This window comes from Streptomyces spiramenti, from assembly GCF_012034385.1.
GTDB lineage: Bacteria > Actinomycetota > Actinomycetes > Streptomycetales > Streptomycetaceae > Streptomyces > Streptomyces spiramenti.
Map to the genome: position 1 here is coordinate 20,976 of NZ_JAAVJB010000019.1, position 21,441 is coordinate 42,416.

The 21,441-nt window shown below is 72.2% G+C and carries 20 protein-coding genes; 14 read left to right on the forward strand and 6 right to left on the reverse strand.

Translation table 11 applies throughout. The features are described from left to right. Positions 1–23: 23 nt before the first annotated feature. Positions 24–1,034 carry a GNAT family N-acetyltransferase gene (locus HCJ92_RS04560; protein ID WP_167932104.1) on the reverse strand — a complete coding sequence of 337 codons (1,011 nt, stop codon included), beginning with the start codon at positions 1,032–1,034 and terminating at the stop codon, positions 24–26. Between the two features lie 135 nt (positions 1,035–1,169). On the opposite strand from HCJ92_RS04560, the gene HCJ92_RS04565 reads away from it, so the two are divergent. After that, entirely contained in the window at positions 1,170–1,313 is a 144-nt protein-coding gene (locus HCJ92_RS04565; protein WP_167932105.1) for a hypothetical protein, read from the forward strand. Positions 1,314–1,409: 96 nt separating this feature from the next. Here HCJ92_RS04565 and nadA read toward each other — a convergent pair whose 3' ends face one another. Next, positions 1,410–2,588: a quinolinate synthase NadA gene (gene nadA / locus HCJ92_RS04570; protein ID WP_167932106.1), complete on the reverse strand. Its 1,179-nt coding sequence runs from the start codon at positions 2,586–2,588 to the stop codon at positions 1,410–1,412. A 404-nt stretch (positions 2,589–2,992) separates the two neighbouring features. Here nadA and HCJ92_RS04575 point away from each other — a divergent pair, with 404 nt between their 5' ends. After that, the gene (locus HCJ92_RS04575; RefSeq protein WP_167932123.1) at positions 2,993–3,346 is read left to right on the forward strand and encodes a HesB/IscA family protein; all 354 of its coding nucleotides are present in this window, start codon (positions 2,993–2,995) and stop codon (positions 3,344–3,346) included. Between the two features lie 344 nt (positions 3,347–3,690). On the opposite strand, the gene HCJ92_RS04580 is transcribed toward HCJ92_RS04575, so the two are convergent. Continuing rightward, the gene (locus HCJ92_RS04580; protein WP_167932107.1) at positions 3,691–5,319 is read right to left on the reverse strand and encodes a hypothetical protein; all 1,629 of its coding nucleotides are present in this window, start codon (positions 5,317–5,319) and stop codon (positions 3,691–3,693) included. 176 nt (positions 5,320–5,495) lie between these two features. Here HCJ92_RS04580 and HCJ92_RS04585 point away from each other — a divergent pair, with 176 nt between their 5' ends. Beyond that, positions 5,496–6,473 (forward strand): PfkB family carbohydrate kinase, encoded by a 978-nt coding sequence (locus HCJ92_RS04585; protein WP_167932108.1) that lies wholly within the window; start codon positions 5,496–5,498, stop codon positions 6,471–6,473. Between the two features lie 83 nt (positions 6,474–6,556). On the opposite strand, the gene HCJ92_RS04590 is transcribed toward HCJ92_RS04585, so the two are convergent. Beyond that, entirely contained in the window at positions 6,557–8,023 is a 1,467-nt protein-coding gene (locus HCJ92_RS04590; protein ID WP_167932109.1) for an aminotransferase class V-fold PLP-dependent enzyme, read from the reverse strand. A 278-nt stretch (positions 8,024–8,301) separates the two neighbouring features. Between HCJ92_RS04590 and ctaC the strand changes: the two genes are divergently transcribed. The 4 genes from ctaC (at position 8,302) to HCJ92_RS04610 (ending at position 12,835) form a co-directional block, all read left to right on the forward strand. After that, on the forward strand, positions 8,302–9,261 hold the full coding sequence (gene ctaC / locus HCJ92_RS04595; protein WP_167932110.1) for an aa3-type cytochrome oxidase subunit II: 960 nt from the start codon (positions 8,302–8,304) through the stop codon (positions 9,259–9,261). After that, positions 9,258–10,979, forward strand: coding sequence for an aa3-type cytochrome oxidase subunit I (gene ctaD, locus HCJ92_RS04600; protein ID WP_167932111.1), 1,722 nt, complete (start codon positions 9,258–9,260; stop codon positions 10,977–10,979). The genes ctaC and ctaD overlap by 4 nt, the downstream gene beginning before the upstream one ends. Then, positions 10,976–11,374 (forward strand): aa3-type cytochrome oxidase subunit IV, encoded by a 399-nt coding sequence (locus tag HCJ92_RS04605; protein WP_167932112.1) that lies wholly within the window; start codon positions 10,976–10,978, stop codon positions 11,372–11,374. The genes ctaD and HCJ92_RS04605 overlap by 4 nt, the downstream gene beginning before the upstream one ends. 258 nt (positions 11,375–11,632) lie before the next feature. Continuing rightward, entirely contained in the window at positions 11,633–12,835 is a 1,203-nt protein-coding gene (locus tag HCJ92_RS04610; protein ID WP_167932124.1) for a L,D-transpeptidase, read from the forward strand. A gap of 92 nt (positions 12,836–12,927) precedes the next feature. Here HCJ92_RS04610 and HCJ92_RS04615 read toward each other — a convergent pair whose 3' ends face one another. Next, positions 12,928–13,329 carry a hypothetical protein gene (locus HCJ92_RS04615; protein WP_167932113.1) on the reverse strand — a complete coding sequence of 134 codons (402 nt, stop codon included), beginning with the start codon at positions 13,327–13,329 and terminating at the stop codon, positions 12,928–12,930. Between the two features lie 202 nt (positions 13,330–13,531). Between HCJ92_RS04615 and ctaE the strand changes: the two genes are divergently transcribed. The 5 genes from ctaE (at position 13,532) to trpD (ending at position 19,121) form a co-directional block, all read left to right on the forward strand. Continuing rightward, complete coding sequence (gene ctaE / locus HCJ92_RS04620) at positions 13,532–14,155, forward strand: aa3-type cytochrome oxidase subunit III (RefSeq protein WP_167932114.1); 624 nt, start codon at positions 13,532–13,534, stop codon at positions 14,153–14,155. Between the two features lie 84 nt (positions 14,156–14,239). Beyond that, positions 14,240–15,049 carry a cytochrome bc1 complex diheme cytochrome c subunit gene (gene qcrC, locus HCJ92_RS04625; RefSeq protein ID WP_167932115.1) on the forward strand — a complete coding sequence of 270 codons (810 nt, stop codon included), beginning with the start codon at positions 14,240–14,242 and terminating at the stop codon, positions 15,047–15,049. Continuing rightward, complete coding sequence (gene qcrA, locus HCJ92_RS04630; protein WP_167932116.1) at positions 15,046–16,113, forward strand: cytochrome bc1 complex Rieske iron-sulfur subunit; 1,068 nt, start codon at positions 15,046–15,048, stop codon at positions 16,111–16,113. The genes qcrC and qcrA overlap by 4 nt, the downstream gene beginning before the upstream one ends. Continuing rightward, positions 16,110–17,762: a cytochrome bc1 complex cytochrome b subunit gene (qcrB, locus tag HCJ92_RS04635; protein ID WP_167932117.1), complete on the forward strand. Its 1,653-nt coding sequence runs from the start codon at positions 16,110–16,112 to the stop codon at positions 17,760–17,762. The genes qcrA and qcrB overlap by 4 nt, the downstream gene beginning before the upstream one ends. Positions 17,763–18,050: 288 nt before the next feature. Beyond that, positions 18,051–19,121, forward strand: a complete 1,071-nt coding sequence (gene trpD / locus HCJ92_RS04640; protein WP_167932118.1) for an anthranilate phosphoribosyltransferase — start codon at positions 18,051–18,053, stop codon at positions 19,119–19,121. A 69-nt stretch (positions 19,122–19,190) separates the two neighbouring features. Here the strand turns inward: trpD and HCJ92_RS04645 are convergent, their stop codons facing one another. Further along, positions 19,191–19,472 carry an Lrp/AsnC family transcriptional regulator gene (locus HCJ92_RS04645; protein ID WP_167932119.1) on the reverse strand — a complete coding sequence of 94 codons (282 nt, stop codon included), beginning with the start codon at positions 19,470–19,472 and terminating at the stop codon, positions 19,191–19,193. A gap of 220 nt (positions 19,473–19,692) precedes the next feature. Between HCJ92_RS04645 and HCJ92_RS04650 the strand changes: the two genes are divergently transcribed. Both HCJ92_RS04650 and HCJ92_RS04655 read left to right on the forward strand, forming a co-directional pair. After that, positions 19,693–19,932 carry a hypothetical protein gene (locus tag HCJ92_RS04650; protein WP_167932120.1) on the forward strand — a complete coding sequence of 80 codons (240 nt, stop codon included), beginning with the start codon at positions 19,693–19,695 and terminating at the stop codon, positions 19,930–19,932. A gap of 189 nt (positions 19,933–20,121) precedes the next feature. Further along, on the forward strand, positions 20,122–21,441 hold a 1,320-nt coding region (locus HCJ92_RS04655; RefSeq protein ID WP_167932121.1), incomplete at its 3' end, for an NYN domain-containing protein.

The window sequence follows — 21,441 nt, forward strand, 5'->3', positions numbered from 1 at the left end:
CCACCGGGCGCGGTGTCGCGCGGTCAGAGGAAGGCGGCCGAGGGCACGTAGGGCGTCGGTGGCCGCATCCCGCGCAGCCCCACCACGCCGGAACCGGTCACGCGGAGTCCCGCCGCCAGCCCCACGTCCAGTGCCCACTGCTGGTCCGCCGTGAGCTGGTCCACCGTCACCGCGGTTCCCGCGGGCAGGCTCAGCAGGGCCGCCGTCAGCAGTCGGGAGGCGATGCGGCGGGAGGTGGCGGCCAGCAGCTCCACCCGGCCGTCCTCCGCCACGTAGCAGTAGCCGCTGCCGGCCAGGTCGTCCGCGACGACCACCCGGTGGTGGAGCAGCAGCTCGTCGTGGTCCGGGCCGTGCGCGCCGCCGCGCACCGCCCGGTCGACCGAGTCCATGAGGTCGCGCTGTCCGGCGCCGCCCTCGACCGCCGGGCCGTCCGGAGTGGGCAGCCCCGACGGGTCGAGCGGACCGGACAGCCGCAGCGTCGGGTGGAGGGCGAAGCCGGCGTGCCGCAGCAGCCGCGCGGCGACCGGGTCGCCCGTTCCCCGGACGATGCCGCGGAGCGTGCCGCGACCGTAGGCCATCGCGCGGTCGAGCAGCGCGCCGCCGACTCCGGAGCCGCGCGCCTCCGGCCGTACCACCAGCAGGGAGAGCGCCCAGGTGCCCTCACGCAGCGAGGCCCGGACGGCGCCGACCGTCCGGCCGGTGCCGTCCTCCGCCAGCCAGCAGCCGTCCGGGTCGGTGCGGACGAGGTGCTCGGTGGCCCTGCGGTGGCGTACCGCGGCCACCGGAGAATCCGCCTCGTCGGTGGACGCGTGGTCGGCCGGGCCGCCCGACCCGGCCCCCGGGCCGGTGTCGGTGCGGGGGCCGGGAGGGGGCGTCGCCCGACGGGCCGGCCCGTCGCCGGTGTCGCGCGGCCCCTGACCGCGACCGGCCCGGGTGCGTTCGCCGTCCGGTCCCGTGCCGTGGCCGGAGGCGACGGCCACTCTCCGGACCGACTCGGTGTCACGCGGGCTGTCCCGCACACGGCGCAGCAGCATCCGCCCATTGTCGCCGGGGCGCCCGCCGCCGGTCCAGAGCCCGCCGCCGGGCCGCCCGCCGTGAGGCCGGCCGCCACGTGCGGGCTTCGGGAGAGGGGCTTCCGGAGGGTGGGTGCGGACTGCGATCATCGGCGGATGAGCGGGCGTTCGTGGGGACTCGTGGCGGCGGTCGTCGGCACGCTGCTGGGTCTGCTGCTGCTGGCCGAGGGGTGCGGGGGGCGGCAGGACGGCGGCGTGCCGGGGGAGTACTTCGACGCCCGCGCGACCCTCCCCGACTGACCCGGGCCCGCCGCCCGGACGGCAGCCCCCGCGGACGGCAGCCCCCGCCGGTGGAGGGCCGAGAACGCTCGGCCGTCCACCCGCGGGGGCTCCGGATCAGGGGAGCGCGAGCATGCGCTCCAGCGCGGCGCGGGCGTACCGTTCGGTCTCGGGGTCGACCTGGATCCGGTTGACGACCCGCCCCGCGGCCAGCGACTCCAGCGCCCACACCAGGTGTGGCAGGTCGATGCGGTTCATGGTGGAGCAGAAGCAGACCGTGCGGTCGAGAAAGACGACCTCCTTGTCCTGCGACGCGTAGCGGGCGGCGAGGCGCCGGACCAGGTTCAGCTCCGTGCCGATCGCCCACTTCGACCCGGCGGGCGCCTCCTCCAGCGCCCGGATGATGTACTCCGTCGATCCGACGTGGTCGGCCGCGGCCACCACCTCGTGCTTGCACTCCGGGTGGACCAGGACGTTGACGCCGGGTATGCGCTCCCGGACCTCGGCCACCGAGTCCAGCGAGAACCTGCCGTGGACCGAGCAGTGGCCGCGCCAGAGGATCATCCGGGCGTCCCGCAGCTGCTGGGGGGTGAGGCCGCCGCCGGGCTTGTGCGGGTTGTAGACGACGCAGTCGTCGAGCGACATGCCCATGTCCCGCACGGCGGTGTTTCGGCCGAGATGCTGGTCGGGGAGGAACAGGACCTTCTCCCCCTGCTCGAACGCCCACTCGAGCGCGCGGTGGGCGTTGGAGGAGGTGCAGATCGTGCCGCCGTGACGCCCGGTGAACGCCTTGATGTCGGCGGAGGAGTTCATGTAGGAGACCGGGACCGTCGTCCCGGCGACACCCGCCTCGGTGAGCACGTCCCAGCACTCGGCGACCTGCTCGGCGGTGGCCATGTCGGCCATGGAGCAGCCCGCGGCCAGGTCGGGCAGGACGACCTGCTGGGCGTCGGTGGTCAGGATGTCGGCCGACTCCGCCATGAAGTGGACGCCGCAGAAGACGATGTACTCCGCCTCCGGGCGGGCTGCCGCGTCGCGCGCGAGCTTGAAGGAGTCACCGGTCACGTCGGCGAACTCGATGACCTCGTCGCGCTGGTAGTGGTGGCCCAGGACGAAGACCCGGTCGCCCAGCGCCTCCTTGGCGGCGCGGGCGCGTGCCACCAGGTCGGGGTCGGACGGGGAGGGCAGGTCGCCGGGGCAGTCCACGCCCCGCTCGCTGGCCGGGTCCGACTGGCGGCCGAGCAGCAGCAGGGCCAGCGGGGTGGGCTGTACGTCCAGGGGATGGGCGGTGGTCACGGCGCACACCTCTCTTGTCCACGCGGTGTCGGCGCGGGGACGCGCTGCTGCGGCTCCGGGCCGTGGCCCACCGCGTCCCAGCGGTGTGTGCCAGGTTTCCGAGGCCCTTTTCGTCTGATTGACGCTATTCATGATAGCGACTTCTCGTCGCCGTGACGACGTCCATCGCGTCGATGTGACGCATGCCGCTGCCTCCCGGGCTCCCGCCGGGGTGCGCCCCCGCCGCCGCAGGCCGGGGGGCAGGGGTGGGGTGCGGGCGGCAGCGGGGGCGCCGCGCACGCCCTCGGCCTTCAGCCGCCGGTGTGGGACGATGGGGGACAGACCGACGAAGCACCGGAATGAATCCGGGACACCGGCTGTTGCAGCAGTCGGCCCAGCAGTCCGTACTACCCGGGAGTGAGCAGATGTCCGTTGAGGACAAGACCGCTGTGAGCGACGGCATCATCCTGTCCGACGCTGCCGCGGCGAAGGTGAAGACCTTGCTGGAGCAGGAGGGCCGCGACGACCTCTCGCTCCGGGTGGCGGTGCAGCCCGGTGGCTGCTCCGGCCTGCGCTACCAGCTGTTCTTCGACGAGCGGTCGCTCGACGGCGACGTCATCAAGGACTTCGACGGCGTCAAGGTCGTCACCGACCGGATGAGCGCCCCGTACCTCGGCGGCGCCTCCATCGATTTCGTCGACACCATCGAGAAGCAGGGTTTCACCATCGACAACCCGAACGCCACCGGCTCCTGCGCCTGCGGCGACTCGTTCAACTGACGCGACCCGCTTCCCCGCCCCGCCGGGGAGGGATGCCGCTCGCGACCGAAGCCGCCACGGCACCGCCGTGGCGGCTTCGCCGTGAGTGTGGAGCCGCGGGCGGGGAGCCGCGGGTGTGGGCCACCGCCCGCCCGCCGGCGCCGCGGGGCGATGCCGATGACCGGCGGTCCACCACGTGCGCAACCGGGGCCGGGGGCCCCGCCGTTCGCGATGGCGCGCCCCCCGACCCCGACCCTGGTCGGCCCGGACCCTCACAACGCCGGGCCGACCGTCCGCACCCACCCGGACGCCACCGGGCGGGTGCGGAGACTAACCGGGGCGGTCGCCCGGAACGGGGCCGCCGGTCACCGGCCCGGCACCTCGATCTCCGCGCCCAGGCTGTTGCGGACCGTCCGGTCGCCCAGCGGCTCGTCCAGCTCGACGTCGAACGTCCCGGGTACCAACTGCAGGGTGCAGATCTGGTCCGGATCGGGGTCGATCTGCTCGACGGTGATGGTGATGGTGTCGGGCGTCTCCTCCGCGAACGCCTCGTACTCGCCGCAGGCCCCGGTCGAGTCGTGGTAGACCAGTGACGTCGCGGTGGCCTCCGCGGGCTCCAGCGACCAGGTCTCCCCGCTGAAGTCGGAGTCGGGCGCGCGACCGACCGCGCCGTCGAGGTCCACCGTCCCGGGGTCGCCCGGCTCGGAGGCACCGCCGGTGCTCGGCGCGACGTCGTCGGAGACCCCCGTCAGCAGCTCCGGCGTGACGGCGACCCGGGCGACGGGTTCGGCGTCGGGCGCCATCGCCGGGGTGAACAGCCAGGCCGGCACCAGCACCGGTTCGCCGGCGACGCGGTGCCGCACCAGACCGAGCCCGACCTCGGAGACCTCCACCACCGCGGCGGCCTCCGGCGGCTCCGCGATACCGCCGTTGAGGGCGAGTAGCGCCTCAGCCGCGTCGATCAGCGGGTAGGGGGCGTCACCGGAGACGGGGTCCCCGAGCGTGCCCTGCCCGGACACCACCACTCCCCGGGCGTCGACCTCCAGTCGCGTCCCCAGCCCCGGCGCGGGGAGGGAGTCGACCTGCCGGGCCACGCGCACCGTGCGCCGGTCGCCCGCGGTGTCGGTGGCCTCGGCCGCGGCCGGGTCGAGGCCGAGCCGCTCCAGCAGCGGGACGACGGCGGCGAGTGCCTCCTCCGCCGAGGGCGGGGGACCGGCCGGGCCGTCCGGGAGGAGGAGGTCCTCCGGCACGGGGGCGTCGACCAGGCCGCGCTCGCCGTCGTGCGGCCCGGGGACGACGCGTTCCGCGTCGGGGGCACCGGGCTCCGCGCCCGAGTCGTCGGGCAGGTCCCGCGGCGGCATGACCGGCTCCGGCCCGGCGGGTTCGGGCATCGCGGGCGAGGACTGCGAGCCGTCCGGGTCCGCCGGCATCCCCGGCGCCGGCTCGACGGCGGGGCCCTCCGTCGGGTCGGCCGGAGGCGTGTCACCCGGCGGCGGCACGCTCCGTGTGAGGGCGTGGTCCGGTCCGGTCACCCGCCAGGCACCCTCGCCGTCCGCGGTCACCATCAGCCGCGCGCCGGCCACCCCGGGCTGCTCGGGGCCGACCTCCCAGGCGTCGCCGACCAGCCGCGGTTCGCCCGACACCTTCAGCGTCGCGGCCAGCTCCCGGACGGTGGCCTCGTCGATCGCCTCGCCGTACCCGTACACGGGGGCCTCGGCCGCGTCCAGCGCGGGAAGCTCCCCGGTGACCCGGTGGAAGACGGACGAGGCGGGGTACACGGCGGATTCGTGCAGGGCCGCTCCGCCGCCGGGGTTCGGAGTCAGCGCCAACGGCCGCGGCTCGGTGGCGGGAGTGCCGTCGGTGATCCGGTTCACGCCGTACGCGCCGCCCGCCAGCAGGGTGACGGCGGCGGCGACCGCAGCCACCGGCAGCCATCTGCCGCGTCCGCGACGGGCTGCGACGTCGTCGTCGAGGACGGCCTCTCGCTCTGACACAGTGGCTCCTTCGTCGGCGGGACCGAGCCGGGCCCGTTGTCCTCCTTCGACGGACCGGAGGCGTTCCGGGTTCCCGCCGGGTGCCGCCGTACCGCAGCGCGCCGCCACCGGCGGCCGGTAGCCTGGTCCGCGCCAGGCCACCGACCGTCCCCTTCCTCACAGAGGAGCAGCCCGCAGTGCGTATCGCCGTCTCCGGCTCCATCGCCACCGACCATCTGATGACGTTCCCGGGCCGCTTCGCGGACCAGCTCGTCGGGGATCAACTGCACAACCTCTCGCTGTCGTTCCTGGTGGACGGGTTGGAGGTGCGGCGCGGCGGTGTCGCCGCCAACATCTGCTTCGGAATGGGCGGGCTGGGCGCCTCGCCGGTCCTGGTCGGCGCCGCGGGCGCGGACTTCGTGGAGTACCGCGACTGGCTGGACCGCCACGGGGTGGACACCGCCTCCGTGCGGATCTCCGAGACGCTGCACACCGCCCGGTTCGTCTGCACCACCGACGCCGACCACAACCAGCTCGGCTCCTTCTACACCGGCGCCATGAGCGAGGCCCGCCAGATCGAGCTGAAGTCCGTCGGCGACCGCGTCGGCGGCCTGGACCTGGTGCACATCGGTGCCGACGACCCCGAGGCGATGCTCCGTCACACCGAGGAGTGCCGGACCCGGGAGATCCCCTTCGCCGCGGACTACTCCCAGCAGCTGGCCCGCATGGAGGGGGAGGAGATCCGCACCCTCACCGACGGCGCCACCTACCTCTTCAGCAACGAGTACGAGAAGGCGCTCATCGAGACCAAGACCGGCTGGGACGCCGAGGAGGTGCTGCGCCGGGTCGGGACCCGCGTGACCACCCTCGGTCCCAAGGGCGCGGTCATCGAGCGGGCGGGCGAGCAGCCGATCCACGTGGACTGCCCGGAGGAGGAGCGCAAGGCCGACCCCACCGGAGTCGGCGACGCGTTCCGCGCGGGCTTCCTCTCCGGCCTGGTGTGGGGCGCCTCGCTGGAACGCTCCGCGCAGGTCGGCTGCATGCTGGCGACCCTGGTCATCGAGACGGTCGGCACCCAGGAGTACACCCTCAGCCGGGGGTCGTTCCTGGAGCGGCTGACCAAGGCGTACGGCCAGGAGGCCGGCGACGAGGTGCGCGGCTACCTGGGCGCCTGACACCTGACCGCACCGCCCGCCGCCCAGCGCCCCCGCGCGATGCCGGCGGGCGGTCGCGTGCCGCGCACCGCCGGACCCGGCGGTCACCCCGTGCGGCGGACCCGATAGGCGCTGCCGCCCCGCCCCGGCCCGGCCAACGGCTCCTCGCCGAGGTACTCCTGACCGCGCATCTCGCACCACGCGGGGATGTCCAGCCGCGCGGCCGAGTCGTCGGCCAGTACCCGCACCACCGCGCCCACCGGGACGCCGGGGAGCACCTTGGCGAGCTCGATGACCGGGATCGGGCACCGCCGCCCCAGCGCGTCCACCTCGACCTCGGTGACTCCGGCCGGCGTCGCCCCGGCGGCGCTCCCGCCCGCGGGGCAATCCGGCTCCGCCGTGTCGTCGGGCTCCGCAGTGCCACCGGGGCCGTCCGGGACGACCGGACCGGCGAGCCGGTCGCGGACCGCACCGACCACCCGGGGCAGCGCCGCCAGGAACCGCTCGACGTCGGACTCGGCCGTGCCGCGCGGCAGCGACACCCGCACGTTCCCCTCCGACAGCACACCCATCGCCCGCAGCACATGGCTGGGGGTGAGGGTGGAGGAGGTGCACGAGGAACCCGAGGAGACGGCGAACCCCTCCCGGTCCAGACCGTCCAGCAGCGCCTCGCCGTCCGCGTACAGGCAGGAGAAGGTGACGACGTTCGGCAGGCGCAGCTCCGGGTGGCCCACCACCCAGGTGTCCGGCACCTCCTCCGGCACCCGCGTCCGGATGCGCCGCACCAGCGCGCGGAGCCGCTCGGCCTCGGCCGTCGCCTCGGCACGCACCGCGCGCAGCGAGGCCGCCGCCGCGACCACCGCCGGGAGCGAGGGGAACCCCGGGGAGCGGCCCGACTCCCGTTCGTCGTGCGGTTCCGGGGGCGCGAAGCGGGTGCCCTTGCGCACCACGAGCAACCCGACCCCGCCGGGGCCGCCCCACTTGTGCGCGCTCGCCGTCAGCAGCGACCACCGACCCGGCACCTCGCCCCAGGGAACGGACTGGGCCGCGTCCACCAGGAGCGGTACGCCGGCCGCGCCGCACACCTCCGCGACCTCCTCGACCGGCTGTTCGGTGCCCACCTCGTGGTTGGCGGACTGGAGCACGGCCAACGCGGTGTCCGGGGTGAGCGCCCCGGACCAGTCGGCGACCGCGGTCCTGCCGGCCCGGTCGGGCGGGACCTCCACTGCCGTGCCCCCGGCGCCGCGGTGGCTCTCCGCCGCGTGCAGCACCGCCGAGTGCTCGACGGCGGAGTGCAGCAGCCGGCGGCCGACCCGGTGGCGTGCCGCCAGCGTTCCGGCGATCCCGGTATGCAGCGCCCGGGTCCCCGAGGTGGTGAAGGCCAGCTCGTCGGGGCGGCAGTCGAGCAGTTCGGCGGTGCCCTCCCGGGCCGCGTCCAGCAGCAGTCGGGCGCGCCGCCCCTCGCGGTGCAGTCGCGCGGGATCGGCCCACCCCTCCTCCCAGGCGGCGAGGAACGCCTCGCGGGCGACGGGGTGCGGGGGAGCGGAGGAGGCGGCGTCGAAGTACGTCACCCCGGCAGGCTACGCCCGGGGCGGAGCGCCGGGGCGTGGCCTGCCGCCGGCCCCTGTGGAGGGGCGCCCCGGCCCCGCTACCGGCGGCGGCGTGTCCGGTACGTCCCCTGGTGGGGCGGCACGGCGCGTTGGGCACCCTCCCCGCGCAACGCCCGGGGGTGTCCAGTAGGGTTTGGTCCGCGTAAATATCCAAACCCTGCCCGTGCCAGGGTCAGTGCCCCGTCGCCGAGCGATGGCGGCGACCGGGCGCACGGGCGAGACTCTCGGGAAGGCGCTACGTGAGTCCCAACGGCTCCGACCGCTCGACGCGGCGTCCGATGCGGCGGGTACTGCCGCAGGCGCTCATCGCGGGCCTGGTCCTGGCAACCGCCACCGGTTGCACATCCGAGGATTTGCCCCGCCTCGGGCTGCCCAGTCCGGCAACGGAGGAAGCGCCGCGCATCCTGTCCCTGTGGCAGGGGTCGTGGATCGCCGCACTGATCACCGGTGTGATCGTGTGGGGTCTGATCGCGTGGAGCGTCTTCTTCCACCGCCGTTCGCGCACCAAGGTGGAGGTCCCGCCGCAGACGCGGTACAACCTGCCGATCGAGGCGCTCTACACCCTCGTTCCGCTGATCATCGTCTCGGTGCTGTTCTACTTCACAGCACGTGACCAGACCGAGCTGATGAAGACCTCGGACCAGCCGGACCACGTCATCAACGTCGTGGGCTTCAAGTGGAGCTGGGGATTCAACTACCTGGAGCCGGTCGGTGAGGGTGACGTCTTCGCACCCGACTCGCCCGAACTGTCGGCCATCCCCGACCGCATGATGGACGCGGTCCCCGAGAACGCCGACGGTGTCTACGACATCGGCACCCCCGCCGACCGTGACGCCGACACCGGCAACCCCGGTCCGACCCTCGTGCTCCCCGAGGGCGAGACCGTCCAGTTCATCCTGACCTCGCGTGACGTCATCCACTCGTTCTGGGTGGTGCCGTTCCTGATGAAGATGGACGTCATCCCCGGTCACACCAACCGCTTCGAGGTGACCCCCAACAAGCAGGGGACCTTCCTCGGCAAGTGCGCCGAGCTGTGCGGTGTGGACCACTCGCGGATGCTGTTCAACGTCAAGGTCGTCTCGCCGGAGGAGTACCAGGAGCACCTGCAGGATCTGGCCGACCGCGGCCAGACCGGCTACATCCCGGCGGGTATCGAGCAGACCGACGCCGCCAAGAACGCGGAGACGAACCAGCCGTGACCATCCTCGACAGCTCACCCGAGAAGACGGGGTCGGTACCGGCCTCGCCACCCGCGCGCAAGAAGACGCCGGGCCAGATCGTCGTCAAGTGGCTCACCACCACCGACCACAAGACGATCGGCTCGATGTACCTCATCACGTCGTTCTTCTTCTTCGTCGTCGGCGGCGCGATGGCCCTCATCATGCGGGCCGAACTCGCCCGTCCGGGGACCCAGCTCGTCAGCAACGAGCAGTTCAACCAGCTGTTCACCATGCACGGCACGGTGATGCTGCTGCTCTTCGCGACGCCGCTCTTCGCCGGTTTCGCCAACTGGATCATGCCGCTGCAGATCGGTGCGCCCGACGTGGCGTTCCCGCGGCTGAACATGCTGGCGTACTGGCTGTACCTCTTCGGCGGCCTGATCGTCGTCGGTGCCTTCTTCACCCCGCAGGGCGCGGCCAGCTTCGGCTGGTTCGCCTACTCGCCGCTCTCCAACGCGGTCCACTCGCCCGGCATGGGCGCGGACATGTGGGTGATGGGCCTGGCGCTCGGCGGCTTCGGCACGATCCTCGGCGCGGTCAACTTCATCACGACGATCATCTGCATGCGCGCGCCCGGCATGACGATGTTCCGGATGCCGATCTTCACCTGGAACGTGCTGCTGACCGGTGTGCTGGTCCTGCTGGCCTTCCCGGTGCTGGCCGCCGCCCTCTTCGGCCTCGCCGCGGACCGGATCTTCGGTGCGCACATCTTCGACTCCGCCAACGGCGGCGCGATCCTGTGGCAGCACCTGTTCTGGTTCTTCGGCCATCCCGAGGTGTACATCATCGCGCTGCCGTTCTTCGGCATCGTCTCCGAGATCATCCCGGTCTTCAGCCGCAAGCCGATCTTCGGCTACATCGGCCTGGTGGCCGCGACCATCGCCATCGCCGGCCTGTCGGTGACGGTGTGGGCGCACCACATGTACGTGACGGGCGCGGTACTGCTGCCGTTCTTCTCGTTCATGACGTTCCTGATCGCGGTACCGACCGGTGTGAAGTTCTTCAACTGGATCGGCACCATGTGGCGGGGCTCGCTGAGTTTCGAGACGCCGATGCTGTGGACGATCGGCTTCATGGTGACGTTCCTCTTCGGTGGTCTCACCGGTGTCATCCTGGCCTCGCCCCCGCTGGACTTCCACGTCTCGGACTCCTACTTCGTGGTGGCCCACTTCCACTACGTGGTCTTCGGCACGGTGGTCTTCGCGATGTTCGCCGGCTTCCACTTCTGGTGGCCGAAGTTCACCGGGAAGATGCTGGACGAGCGGCTCGGTAAGATCACCTTCTGGACGCTGTTCGTGGGCTTCCACGGCACGTTCCTGGTGCAGCACTGGCTCGGCGCCGAGGGCATGCCCCGCCGGTACGCCGACTACCTCGCGGCCGACGGCTTCACCACGCTCAACATGATCTCGACCATCGGTTCGTTCCTGCTCGGTCTGTCGATCCTCCCGTTCTTCTACAACATCTGGAAGACCTGGAAGTACGGCGAGAAGATCGAGGTCGACGACCCCTGGGGCTACGGCCGCTCCCTGGAGTGGGCGACCTCCTGCCCGCCGCCGCGGCACAACTTCGTCACGCTGCCGCGTATCCGTTCGGAATCCCCCGCCTTCGATCTGCACCACCCGCAGATGGCCGAGCGGGACCAGCTGGAGCACCGCGGCGCCGTCGCCGGCGTGTCCCGTGAGGAGGACACCAAGTGAAGATCCAGGGCCACATGTTCAACTGGCTGGCCGGCTTCATCCTGGTCGTCGCCATCGTGTACGGCGTCTGGTCCAAGGAGCCGGTCGGTACGACCGCCCTGTTCCTCTCCTTCGGCCTGAGCATCATGATCGGGTACTACCTGGTCTTCACCGCTCGCCGCGTGGACACCGGGGCGCAGGACGACAAGGACGCCGACGTCGCGGACGACGCGGGCGAGCTGGGCTTCTTCTCCCCGCACAGCTGGGCGCCGCTGGCGCTCGGCCTGGGGTGCATGTTCGCCTTCCTCGGCCCGGTCTTCGGCTGGTGGTTCCTCTTCTTCACCGCACCGCTGCTGGCCATCGGCCTGTGGTTGTGGATCTTCGAGTACTACCGGGGCGAGAACCAGACCCAGTAGTACCGGGCGGCCCTCCCGGCCGCCGCGACCGCCGAACGGGTCGGTCCCCGGACATCACGTCCGGGGACCGACCCGTTTGCACGCGCTCGACAGGCTGATGGCGGATATTCTTCATATTTTATGACCATGAGTCACGGGAATGTCGTCACCGACGGGCACCCCGCCCCGGCCGCCTCCGGCGGTCGCGCGGCCGGTCCGCCCCGCGCGGCAGCCCGGCGTCGTCTGACGCTCGGCTGCGCCCTGATACTCGCCCCTCTGATGATCGGCCTCGCCGGCTGCTCCGGCGGCCCCGAGCCCCCGAGGTCGACCGGTCCCTACGACGCCGCCGCGGACGTCTCCTTCGGCCCGGCGGAGGGTCCCGAGCAGGCGGCGGTCGACCCCGCCGACCCGCTCCGGGTCACCGCCACCTCCGAGGAGTCCCGCATCACCGACGTCACCGCCGTCGACGCGGCGGGACGCACCGTCACCGGCGAACTGACGGCCGACGGCGGGGCGTGGACCAGCACCACGCCACTGGCCGCCGGTATCGAGTACACCGTCGAGGTGGCGACCGAGAACCGCGACGGCCACCCCGGGCGCCGCACCCACGTCTTCACCACCAAGGACGCGGACTCGACCGCGCTGGAGATCACCTTCGGCCCCGAGGCCGGCACCTACGGCGTCGGCCAGCCGGTGATCGCCGAGCTCAGCGAGGAGGTCGAGAGCCGCGAGGCGCGCGCGGTCGTCGAACGGCTGCTGACGGTCGAGTCCGAACCCGCGACCGAGGGCACCTGGCACTGGGCCGACGGCGCCACGATGCACTACCGCCCGGCGGAGTACTGGCCGGCCAACGCCACCGTCCGGGTGAGTTCCGAACTCGCGGGAGTGCACGTCCAGGACGGGTTGCGCGGCGCCGAGAGCGAGCCGCTGACCATCCGTACGGGTGACCGGGTGGAGGCGATCGCCGACATCGGCACCCTCACCATGACCGTCACCAGCAACGGCGAGGTCGTCCGCACCATGCCGATGACCACCGGCAAGGAGGGCTTCCGGACCCGCGAGGGCAAGAAGGTCATCCTCGGCAAGGAACAGCACGTCCGGATGAACGGCAGCAGCATCGGCATCGCCCAGGGGAGCTCCGAGTACTACGACCTCGACGTCTACTGGGCCGCCCGGCTGACGTGGAGCGGCGAGTACGTCCACGGCGCGCCCTGGTCGGTCGGGTCCCACGGCGCGCAGAACGTCAGCCACGGCTGCACCGGTCTCAGCACGGAGAACGCCCGCTGGTTCTTCGAGTTCGCCAAGGTGGGCGACATCGTCGAGCACGTCAACGGCTACGGCAACGACATGGACCTGTTCGGCAACGGGTTCGGCGACTGGAACATGTCCTGGGACGACTGGCGCCAGGGGAGCGCGCTCCACGGCGACGCCGAGGCGAAGCCGGAACCGGGCGACAGCGGCCGGCTGCGTCCCTCCTTGTGAGCCGGCGTCCCGGGCGTCGCCCGGAACGACGACGCCGCCGCCCGGGCCCCCTCACGGGGGACGGACGGCGGCGTCGTGGTGCGAGGCCGGGACTACACCGTGGCGGGCAGTCGGCGCCGCAGCACCTCGGCCAGCCCGTGAGCCACCTCGGCCGGGTCCAGCGGGTGCGGCACGGCGGCCTCGGCGCGGCTCCAGGTCGCCAGCCAGGCGTCCTGCGGCCGGCCGATCAGCAGCAGCACCGGCGGGCAGTCGAAGATCTCGTCCTTGATCTGCCGGCAGACGCCCATGCCGCCGGCGGGCGCGGTCTCGCCGTCCAGCACGCAGGCGTCGATGCCGCCCTCCTCCAACAGGGTGAGCAGCGCCGGCAGTGTCGCGCACTCCACGTACTCGACCGGCGGGACGTCCGAGGCGGGCCGCCGCCCCGCCGACATCCGGACCTCCTCGCGGGTGTTCACGTTGTCGCTGTAGACCAGCACCGTGGCGGTGCGCTGCATCCGTCCTCCTCGATGGAATGCCCGAGCCCGCCGGTGCGGACGCCGCTGGCCGGATCGTACTCCGTCGGTGCCCGCGAGCGGCAGGGGAAGGGCGCGGACGGGTGCCGCCGGGGCACTTCGGGGCCCTCCGGGGAGGCGCACATCTGCCCGGACACACCGAACAGGACCCCCGGGGGTGAGTGCGGGATAAGCGACCGACATAATGTCGGGCGTGGCGACAGCAACAGCAGAAGCAGAAACCGGGCACGCGCATCACTCGGTCAACCGGCCGAACCTCACGAGCGTCGGCACAGTCATCTGGCTGAGCTCCGAGCTGATGTTCTTCGCGGCCCTCTTCGCGATGTACTTCACCCTGCGATCGGTGATGGGCAGCGAGTACTGGCAGTCCCAGGCGGACCTGCTGAACGTGCCGTACGCCCTGACGATCACCACGATCCTGGTGCTCTCCTCGCTCACCTGTCAGTTCGGCGTCTTCGCCGCCGAACGCGGTGACGTGAAGCGGCTCCGGATGTGGTTCGCGATCACCTTCGTCATGGGGTCGGTCTTCATCGGCGGCCAGGTGGCCGAGTACGTGGAACTGGTCGCGCACGAGGGCATCACGCTCTCGTCCGACCCGTACGGCTCGGTGTTCTACCTCACGACCGGTTTCCACGGTCTGCACGTGCTGGGGGGCCTCATCGCCTTCCTGCTGGTGCTGGCCAGGACCTTCATGGCCCGGCGCTTCACGCACGAGCAGGCGACGGCGGCAATCGTGACGTCGTACTACTGGCACTTCGTGGACGTCGTCTGGATCGGCCTGTTCATCACGATCTACATCATCAAGTAGCACGCAACGCAGTGACCGCGCCGGTCCGTCCGGCCGCGCACGACCCACGTACCGACGCAGAAGATCCTGACACCGGGGTAATCCGTGAAAAAGCTCTCCGCACGACGGCGCCATCCGCTGGCGGCGCTCGTCGTCCTCCTTTTTGCGCTGGCGACCACAGGGGGGCTGTACACCGCGCTCGCTCCCGCGGGCGAGGCCAAGGCCGAGGCCTCGGACAGCTCGCTGGCGATCGAAGAGGGCAAGAAGCTCTACGCCGTCGGCTGCTCCAGCTGCCATGGACTCGGCGGTCAGGGCGGCAGCGACGGCCCGAGCCTTGTCGGTGTCGGTGCCGCGGCGGTGGACTTCCAGGTCGCCACCGGCCGCATGCCGATGGCCGCCGAGGGCCCCCAGGCGCCCAAGAAGCCCAAGGACTACTCGCCCGAGGAGACCGCCCAGCTGGCGGCCTACATCGCCACCTTCGGGCCGGGGCCGGCCATCCCCGAGTCGTCCGCGTACAACCCGGCGGACGGTGACTCCGCCAAGGGCGGGGAGCTGTTCCGCACCAACTGCGCGCAGTGCCACAACTTCACCGGTCAGGGCGGCGCCCTGACCCACGGCAAGTACGCGCCGAACCTTCAGGACGTCGAGCCCCGCCACATCTACGAGGCGATGCTCACCGGGCCGCAGGCCATGCCGAGCTTCCCCGACTCCGTGCTGCCGCCGGACCAGAAGCGCGACATCATCGCCTGGCTGGACGCCGTCAACACCTCGGAGTCCCCCAACGAGGGTGGTTTCACGCTCGGTGGTTTCGGTCCGGTCAGTGAGGGTCTCTACGCCTGGACGTTCGGGATCGGCGTGCTCGTCGCCGCGGCTGTGTGGATCGCAGCCCACACGGCAAAGGCCAGGAAGTCATGAGTAGCGAGACTGGATCATCTAAAGACGTGTCAGAGGAACACCTGCCTCACAAGCAGGACCCCGGCGCGGTGACTGTGGCGGACGACCCGTTCGCGGACCCGGGCCTCCCGGCACACGAGCCCCGCAAGCAGGACATCGACGAGCGTGCCGCCAAGCGGTCGGAGCGCGTGGTCACGCTGCTCTTCGCGCTGTCGTCGCTGGCCACGGTGGGCTTCATCGTGTCCTACCTGCTCATCCCGATCGACAAGATCGTCTACATCTGGCCGTTCGGCCACGTGAGCGGACTCAACTTCGCTCTCGGCTGGACGCTGGGCCTGGCCCTGTTCTGCATCGGCGCCGGCGCGGTCCACTGGGCCCGCACGCTGATGTCGGACGAGGAGGTCCCGGACGAGCGCCACCCGGTCGCTGCCTCCCCCGAGGTGAAGGCGCAGGTCCTGGAGGACTTCCGCGCCGGCACCCAGGAGTCCGGCATCGGGTTCGGCCGCCGGAAGATGATGCGCAACTCGCTCCTCGGCGCGATGGCCCTGGTGCCGCTCTCCGGAGTGGTGCTGCTGCGCGACCTCGGCCCCGCCCCGGGCGACAAGCTCTTCCACACCAAGTGGGCGGCGGGCAAGCGGATCGTCAACGAGAACACCGGGCTGCCGCTGCGGCCGGAGGACATCACGGTCGGGTCGCTGACCCAGGCCATGCCCGAGGGCATGGACCTGCACGACCACGACTTCCACTCGGAGATCGCGAAGGCCGCCGTCATGCTGGTCCGGCTGGAGCCGGCCGACATCAAGGACGAGCAGTCCGCGGACTGGGGTCACGAGGGCATCCTCTGCTTCTCGAAGATCTGCACGCACATCGGTTGCCCGGCGACGCTCTACGAGCGCCAGACCCACCACGCGCTGTGCCCCTGCCACCAGTCGACGTTCGACCTCTCCGACGGTGCGCGGGTGCTCTTCGGCCCGGCGGGCCACCCCCTGCCGCAGCTGCGGATCACGACCAATGACGACGGCGAACTGGTCGCCATGGGCGACTTCGCCGAGCCGCCCGGCCCGAGTTTCTGGGAGCGTGGATGAGTACGGCAACGGACGCGCCGAAGAGCGCGCCGCGACGCGGGGGCAAAGCCCCGGCGGGCGAGCGCGTCGCGGACTGGGCCGACGGGCGGGTGGGCATCTACAGCCTCGCCAAGGCCAACATGCGCAAGATCTTCCCCGACCACTGGTCGTTCCTGCTGGGTGAGATCTGCCTCTACGCCTTCACCATCTTGATCCTCACGGGTGTCTACCTGACGCTCTTCTTCGTGCCGAGCATGGCCGAGGTCGAGTACGACGGCTCCTACATCCCGATGCAGGGTGTCCTGATGTCGGAGGCGTACGCCTCCACGCTGGACATCAGCTTCGACGTCCGCGGCGGACTCCTCATGCGGGAGATCCACCACTGGGCGGCGCTGATCTTCGTCGTGGCGATCTTCTTCCACATGATGCGGGTGTTCTTCACCGGCGCCTTCCGGAAGCCGCGCGAGATCAACTGGCTGTTCGGCTTCCTGCTGCTGCTGCTGGCGATGGGTACCGGTCTGACCGGCTACTCCCTCCCGGACGACCTGCTCTCCGGTACCGGTGTCCGCTTCATGGAAGGCGCCGTGCTCGCGGTGCCGGTGGTCGGGACCTGGCTCCAGATGTTCCTGTTCGGGGGCGAGTTCCCCGGCTACGACATCATCCCCAGGTTCTTCGTGGTGCACGTGCTGCTGCTGCCGGGGCTGATGGTCGGCCTCATCGTGGCGCACCTGATCCTGATCGTGTTCCACAAGCACACCCACTTCGCCGGCCCCGGCCGGACCAACGGCAACGTCGTAGGCATGCCGCTCTTCCCGGTCTACGCGGCGAAGGCCGGTGGCTTCTTCTTCCTGGTCTTCGGCCTCATCGCGATGATCGCGGCCACCACCAGCATCAACCCCGTGTGGGTGCTGGGGCCGTATCGACCGGACCAGGTGTCGACCAACGCGCAACCCGACTGGTACATGGGCTTCTCCGAAGGACTGGTCCGGCTCATGCCGGCCTGGGAGATCGTCCTGTTCGACAGCTACACCGTGAACCTGGGTCTGCTGACGCCGCTGGTCGTCCTTCCGCTGATGCTCGGCGCGCTCGCGCTGTACCCGTTCTTCGAGAGCTGGGTCACCAAGGACCAGCGCGAGCACCACATCGCGGAGCGCCCGCGCAACGCCCCGACCCGCACCGCCTTCGGTGTGGCGTGGCTGAGCTGGTACTTCATCGCGCTCGTCGCCGGCGGCAACGACCTCTGGGCGATCAACTTCGGCCTGTCGATCAACTCGATCACCTACTTCGGCCGCGTGGCGTTCTTCGTCGTGCCCGTGGTGGTGTTCATCATCGTCCGGCGGATCTGCCTGGGGCTCCAGCGTCGTGACCGCGACAAGGTGCTGCACGGTCGCGAGACCGGCATCATCAAGCGGCTCCCGCACGGCGAGTTCGTGGAGGTGCACGAGCCGCTCTCGCAGGCGAAGCTCTACGCCCTCACCTCGCACGATCAGCAGCAGCCCGCGCAGCTGCCGGCCGCGACCGACGCCAACGGCGTCACCCGCAAGGTCGGTGTCGTGGAGAAGGTGCGCGTGCGCATCAGCCGCAGCTACTTCGGTGACAGCGGCCAGGTGGCCAAGCCGACCGCCGAGGAGTACCGGGAGATCACCAGCGGCGAGGGTCACCACCACTGACCCACCCGTGCCCGACCGGCACACTCCGCGCGGTGAGCGACCGCGGCGACGGCCCCGTCCGATGATCGGACGGGGCCGTCGCCATGCCCCCGCGCGCCGCTAGGCTGGCGCTCCCGGCCCCACCGCCGGACACGCGGCAGCCGGCCCGCGGCGGCGCCGCCGATCACGTAACCTCCCTCCCACGTGACGGACGCACGGCACGGTTCGCCCGCGTCCCCACGCACCGAGCCACGCCGCCGGTACCCCGCCTGCGGTGATCCACCAGCGGCACGACACCTGGAGCCGACCATGAGCGCTGTGACGACCCCCGCCGGAGGCGACACCGTGGCGGACCGCTCCTGGCCCGACGTCCTCGGTTCGCTGCTCGCCGGCGAGGACCTGACCGCGGAGAGCGCCGCCTGGGCGATGGACCGCATCATGCGGGGCGAGGCCTCCGACGCGCAGATCGCCGGCTTCGCCGTGGCGCTGCGGGCGAAGGGGGAGACGGTCGCCGAGGTGGACGGACTGGTCCGCGCCATGTACTCCCACGCCCGTCTGATCGAGGTCCCCGGACCGACGGTCGACATCGTGGGGACGGGCGGCGACCGCGCCGGCACCGTCAACATCTCGACCATGTCCGCCATCGTGGTGGCGGCCACCGGGGCCCGTGTCGTCAAGCACGGCAGCCGGGCGGCGTCGAGCCGCAGCGGCGCCTCCGACGTGCTGGAGCGGCTGGGCGTCAACCTGGAGCTGTCTCCCGGCCGGGTGGCGCAGGTGGCGGTGGACGCCGGCATCACCTTCTGCTTCGCCGTGAAGTTCCACCCGTCGCTGCGTCACGTCGCGGCGGCGAGGCGGGAGCTGGGGATCGCCACCACCTTCAACTTCCTCGGGCCGCTCACCAACCCGGCTCGCGTCGGTGCGCAGGCGACGGGCGTCGCCGACGCCAGGATGGCGCCGATCCTCGCCGGGGTGCTCGCGGCCCGCGGTACCTCGGCGCTGGTCTTCCGGGGTGACGACGGCCTGGACGAGCTCACGACCACCGGCACCTCGACGGTCTGGGTGGTGCGGGACGGCGAGGTCCGCCGTGAGAGCTTCGACCCGCGCTCGGTCGGCATCGAGGTGGTGCCCGTCGAGGCGCTGCGCGGCGGCGACGCGGGGTACAACGCGGAGGTGGCCCGGCGACTACTGGCCGGTGAGCGGGGGCCCGTCCGCGACGCGGTGGTCCTCAACTCCGCTGCCGCGCTGGTGGCGTTGGAACCGGGCCACGGCCCGTTGGCCGATCAGCTGGCGGCCAAGATGGGGCGCGCCGAGGCTGTGCTGGACGACGGCGCCGCCGCGGCCACGCTGGAGCGCTGGGTCAGGACCAGCCACCAGCCCTGACGGGCCGCCCCCGGGCCGTCGCGCCCGGGGGCCGCCGACCGCCCGGAGGTCGGGTCGCCGCGGGCCTGCTCAGGAGTCCAGGCCGATGGCGAACGCCGCCTCCAGGTCGTGCTGCGAGTAGGTGCGGAACGCGATGTGCGTCTCGGTGGACTCCACGCCCGGCACCTTGCTGATGCGGCCGGGGATGACCTCGGCGAGGTCGTCGTGGCGGGGCACCCGCACCATCGCGATGAGGTCGTGCGCGCCGGTGACGGAGTAGACCTCGCTGACCCCTTCCAGCGCGGCGATCCGCTCCGCGATCTCCGGGATGCGGTCCACGCTGGTCTTGATGAGCACGATCGACGTGATCATGGCTGAGCTCCCCTGGGGTGGTTCGGGTCCTGGCGGCACGCCCGGCGTCGCGGCTCACTCTAGGCGATCCGCCCCCGCGGGCAGCGGTGCGCGCCGGGGCACGCTCCGGGCGCGGCACGGCGCGCCGCGAGGCACCCCGTCAGGAGGCGGTGAGGCCGTAGGCTGACCCGGGGGCCCTACACGTCAGGACAGTCCCGAAAAGAGAAAGTAGGACGAGATCATGGCGCTCTCCCAGCCGGCTGACGGGACCAGGTGGCGCTGCACCCTGTGCGGCAATCTCACACGGTTCGACGTCACCCGCACCAGCCGTGTGCGGGAGTACGTGCATCTGGATCTGGCGGGGGAGCCGGCGGTCGAGGAGCGAGAAGTCCTCGCGGACCGGATCGAGTCCGTCCGCTGCCGCTGGTGCGACGCCGTGGACCAGGTCGAACTGGTCGAGCGTCCCGGCCCGGACGCGTGACGGGCGGTGGGCGGCGTGTCAGCATCCGAACCCGCGCGGGAGCCCGAGCCCCGCGGTGAGAAGGAGCCGGCGACGGCCGGCACGGCCGCGGGGCCGGACTCCCGCGAAGCCGAGGCCGTTCCGGTGCGGGGTCCCGCACCCGGTGGCTCGGCGGACCGGGAGGACGCGGCGGCCGGGCCCGCTCCCGGCGTGACCGACACTCCGGACGCGGCGCCCGGCCCCACGGGGGAGGGCCGGGGCGCCGCCGAGGAGGAGGCGGACGGGCCGCTGCCGGAACGCGTCCGCCACCGCGTCGTCGTCCTCGCCGGCGAGACCTTCGCGGGGCTCCGGGTGGCCGAACTCCCGCTGTCGCTCCGGCAGTACGCACGGTTCACCCCCACGCGCCGCATCAAGTACGGTGCCGCGGCCATCGCCACCGCGTTGGAGACCGACGCGGCCTTCCGCCACCGGGTCGCGGCCCGGCTGCGGACCGAACAGCCCGAGCTGGCCGAGGCGCTGGGATCGGGCACCGTCCCCCCGGCCGCCGACCCGGTCGAGGTGGCCGCCGCAGCGTACGTGCTGCGTCCGCCGGGATGGGTGAAGCTGCTCGCGGTGGCGGGGGAGGAGACCCAGCGGGCCCAGGCCGAGCACGCGGAGGAGGAGCGCGTCCGCGAACTGGACCGGCTCCGCGAGGAGGTGGCCCGGCTGCGGGTCGCCGTGCGGGAGGACGCCGACCGGCACCGTTCCGAGGCCGAGGTGATGCGCCGCGAGAGCGACTCCGTCCACCGGAAGCTGCGCAGCGCGCTGAGCGACGTCCGCCGCGGTGAGGCGGCGCTGCGCAAGGTCCGCGCCGAACTCGACGAGGTCCGCGCCGACGCCGCCGCGGAGAAGGCCGCCGCCGACGCCGAGGCGCGGCGGTTGCGCGCCCGGCTGGCGGAGTCCGAGACCGCGCTGGAGACGGGGAGGCGTGCCGCCCGTGAGGGGCGGAGCGTGGAGGACGTGCGGCTGCGGCTGCTGCTGGACACCGTGCTGGAGGCGGCGCAGGGGCTCCGCCGAGAACTGGCGCTCCCACCGGCCGACTTCCGGCCCGCGCAGACGGTGGAGGCGGTGGAACCCGGCGCGCTCTCCCCGCACGACGTGTCGCAGCGCGCGTTGGCCGAGGACGACCCGGCGCTGCTCGACCAGCTGCTCGCGCTGCCGCAGTCGCACCTGGTGGTGGACGGGTACAACGTCACCAAGACCGGCTACCCGACGATGCCGCTCGACAAGCAGCGGACCCGGCTGCTGGGTGGGTTGGCGATGCTGGCGGCGCAGAGCTCCGCCGAGGTGACCTGCGTCTTCGACGGCGCGGAACTGGACGTGCCGGTGCTGTTGGCGCCCCCGCGCGGCGTGCGCGTCCTCTTCTCCAAGTCCGGTCAGAGCGCCGACGAGTTGATCAGGCGTCTGGTGCGGGCCGAACCGCCGGGCCGACCCGTGGTGGTGGTCTCCGCGGACCGCGAGGTGGCCGACGGGGTGGCGCGCGCCGGCGCG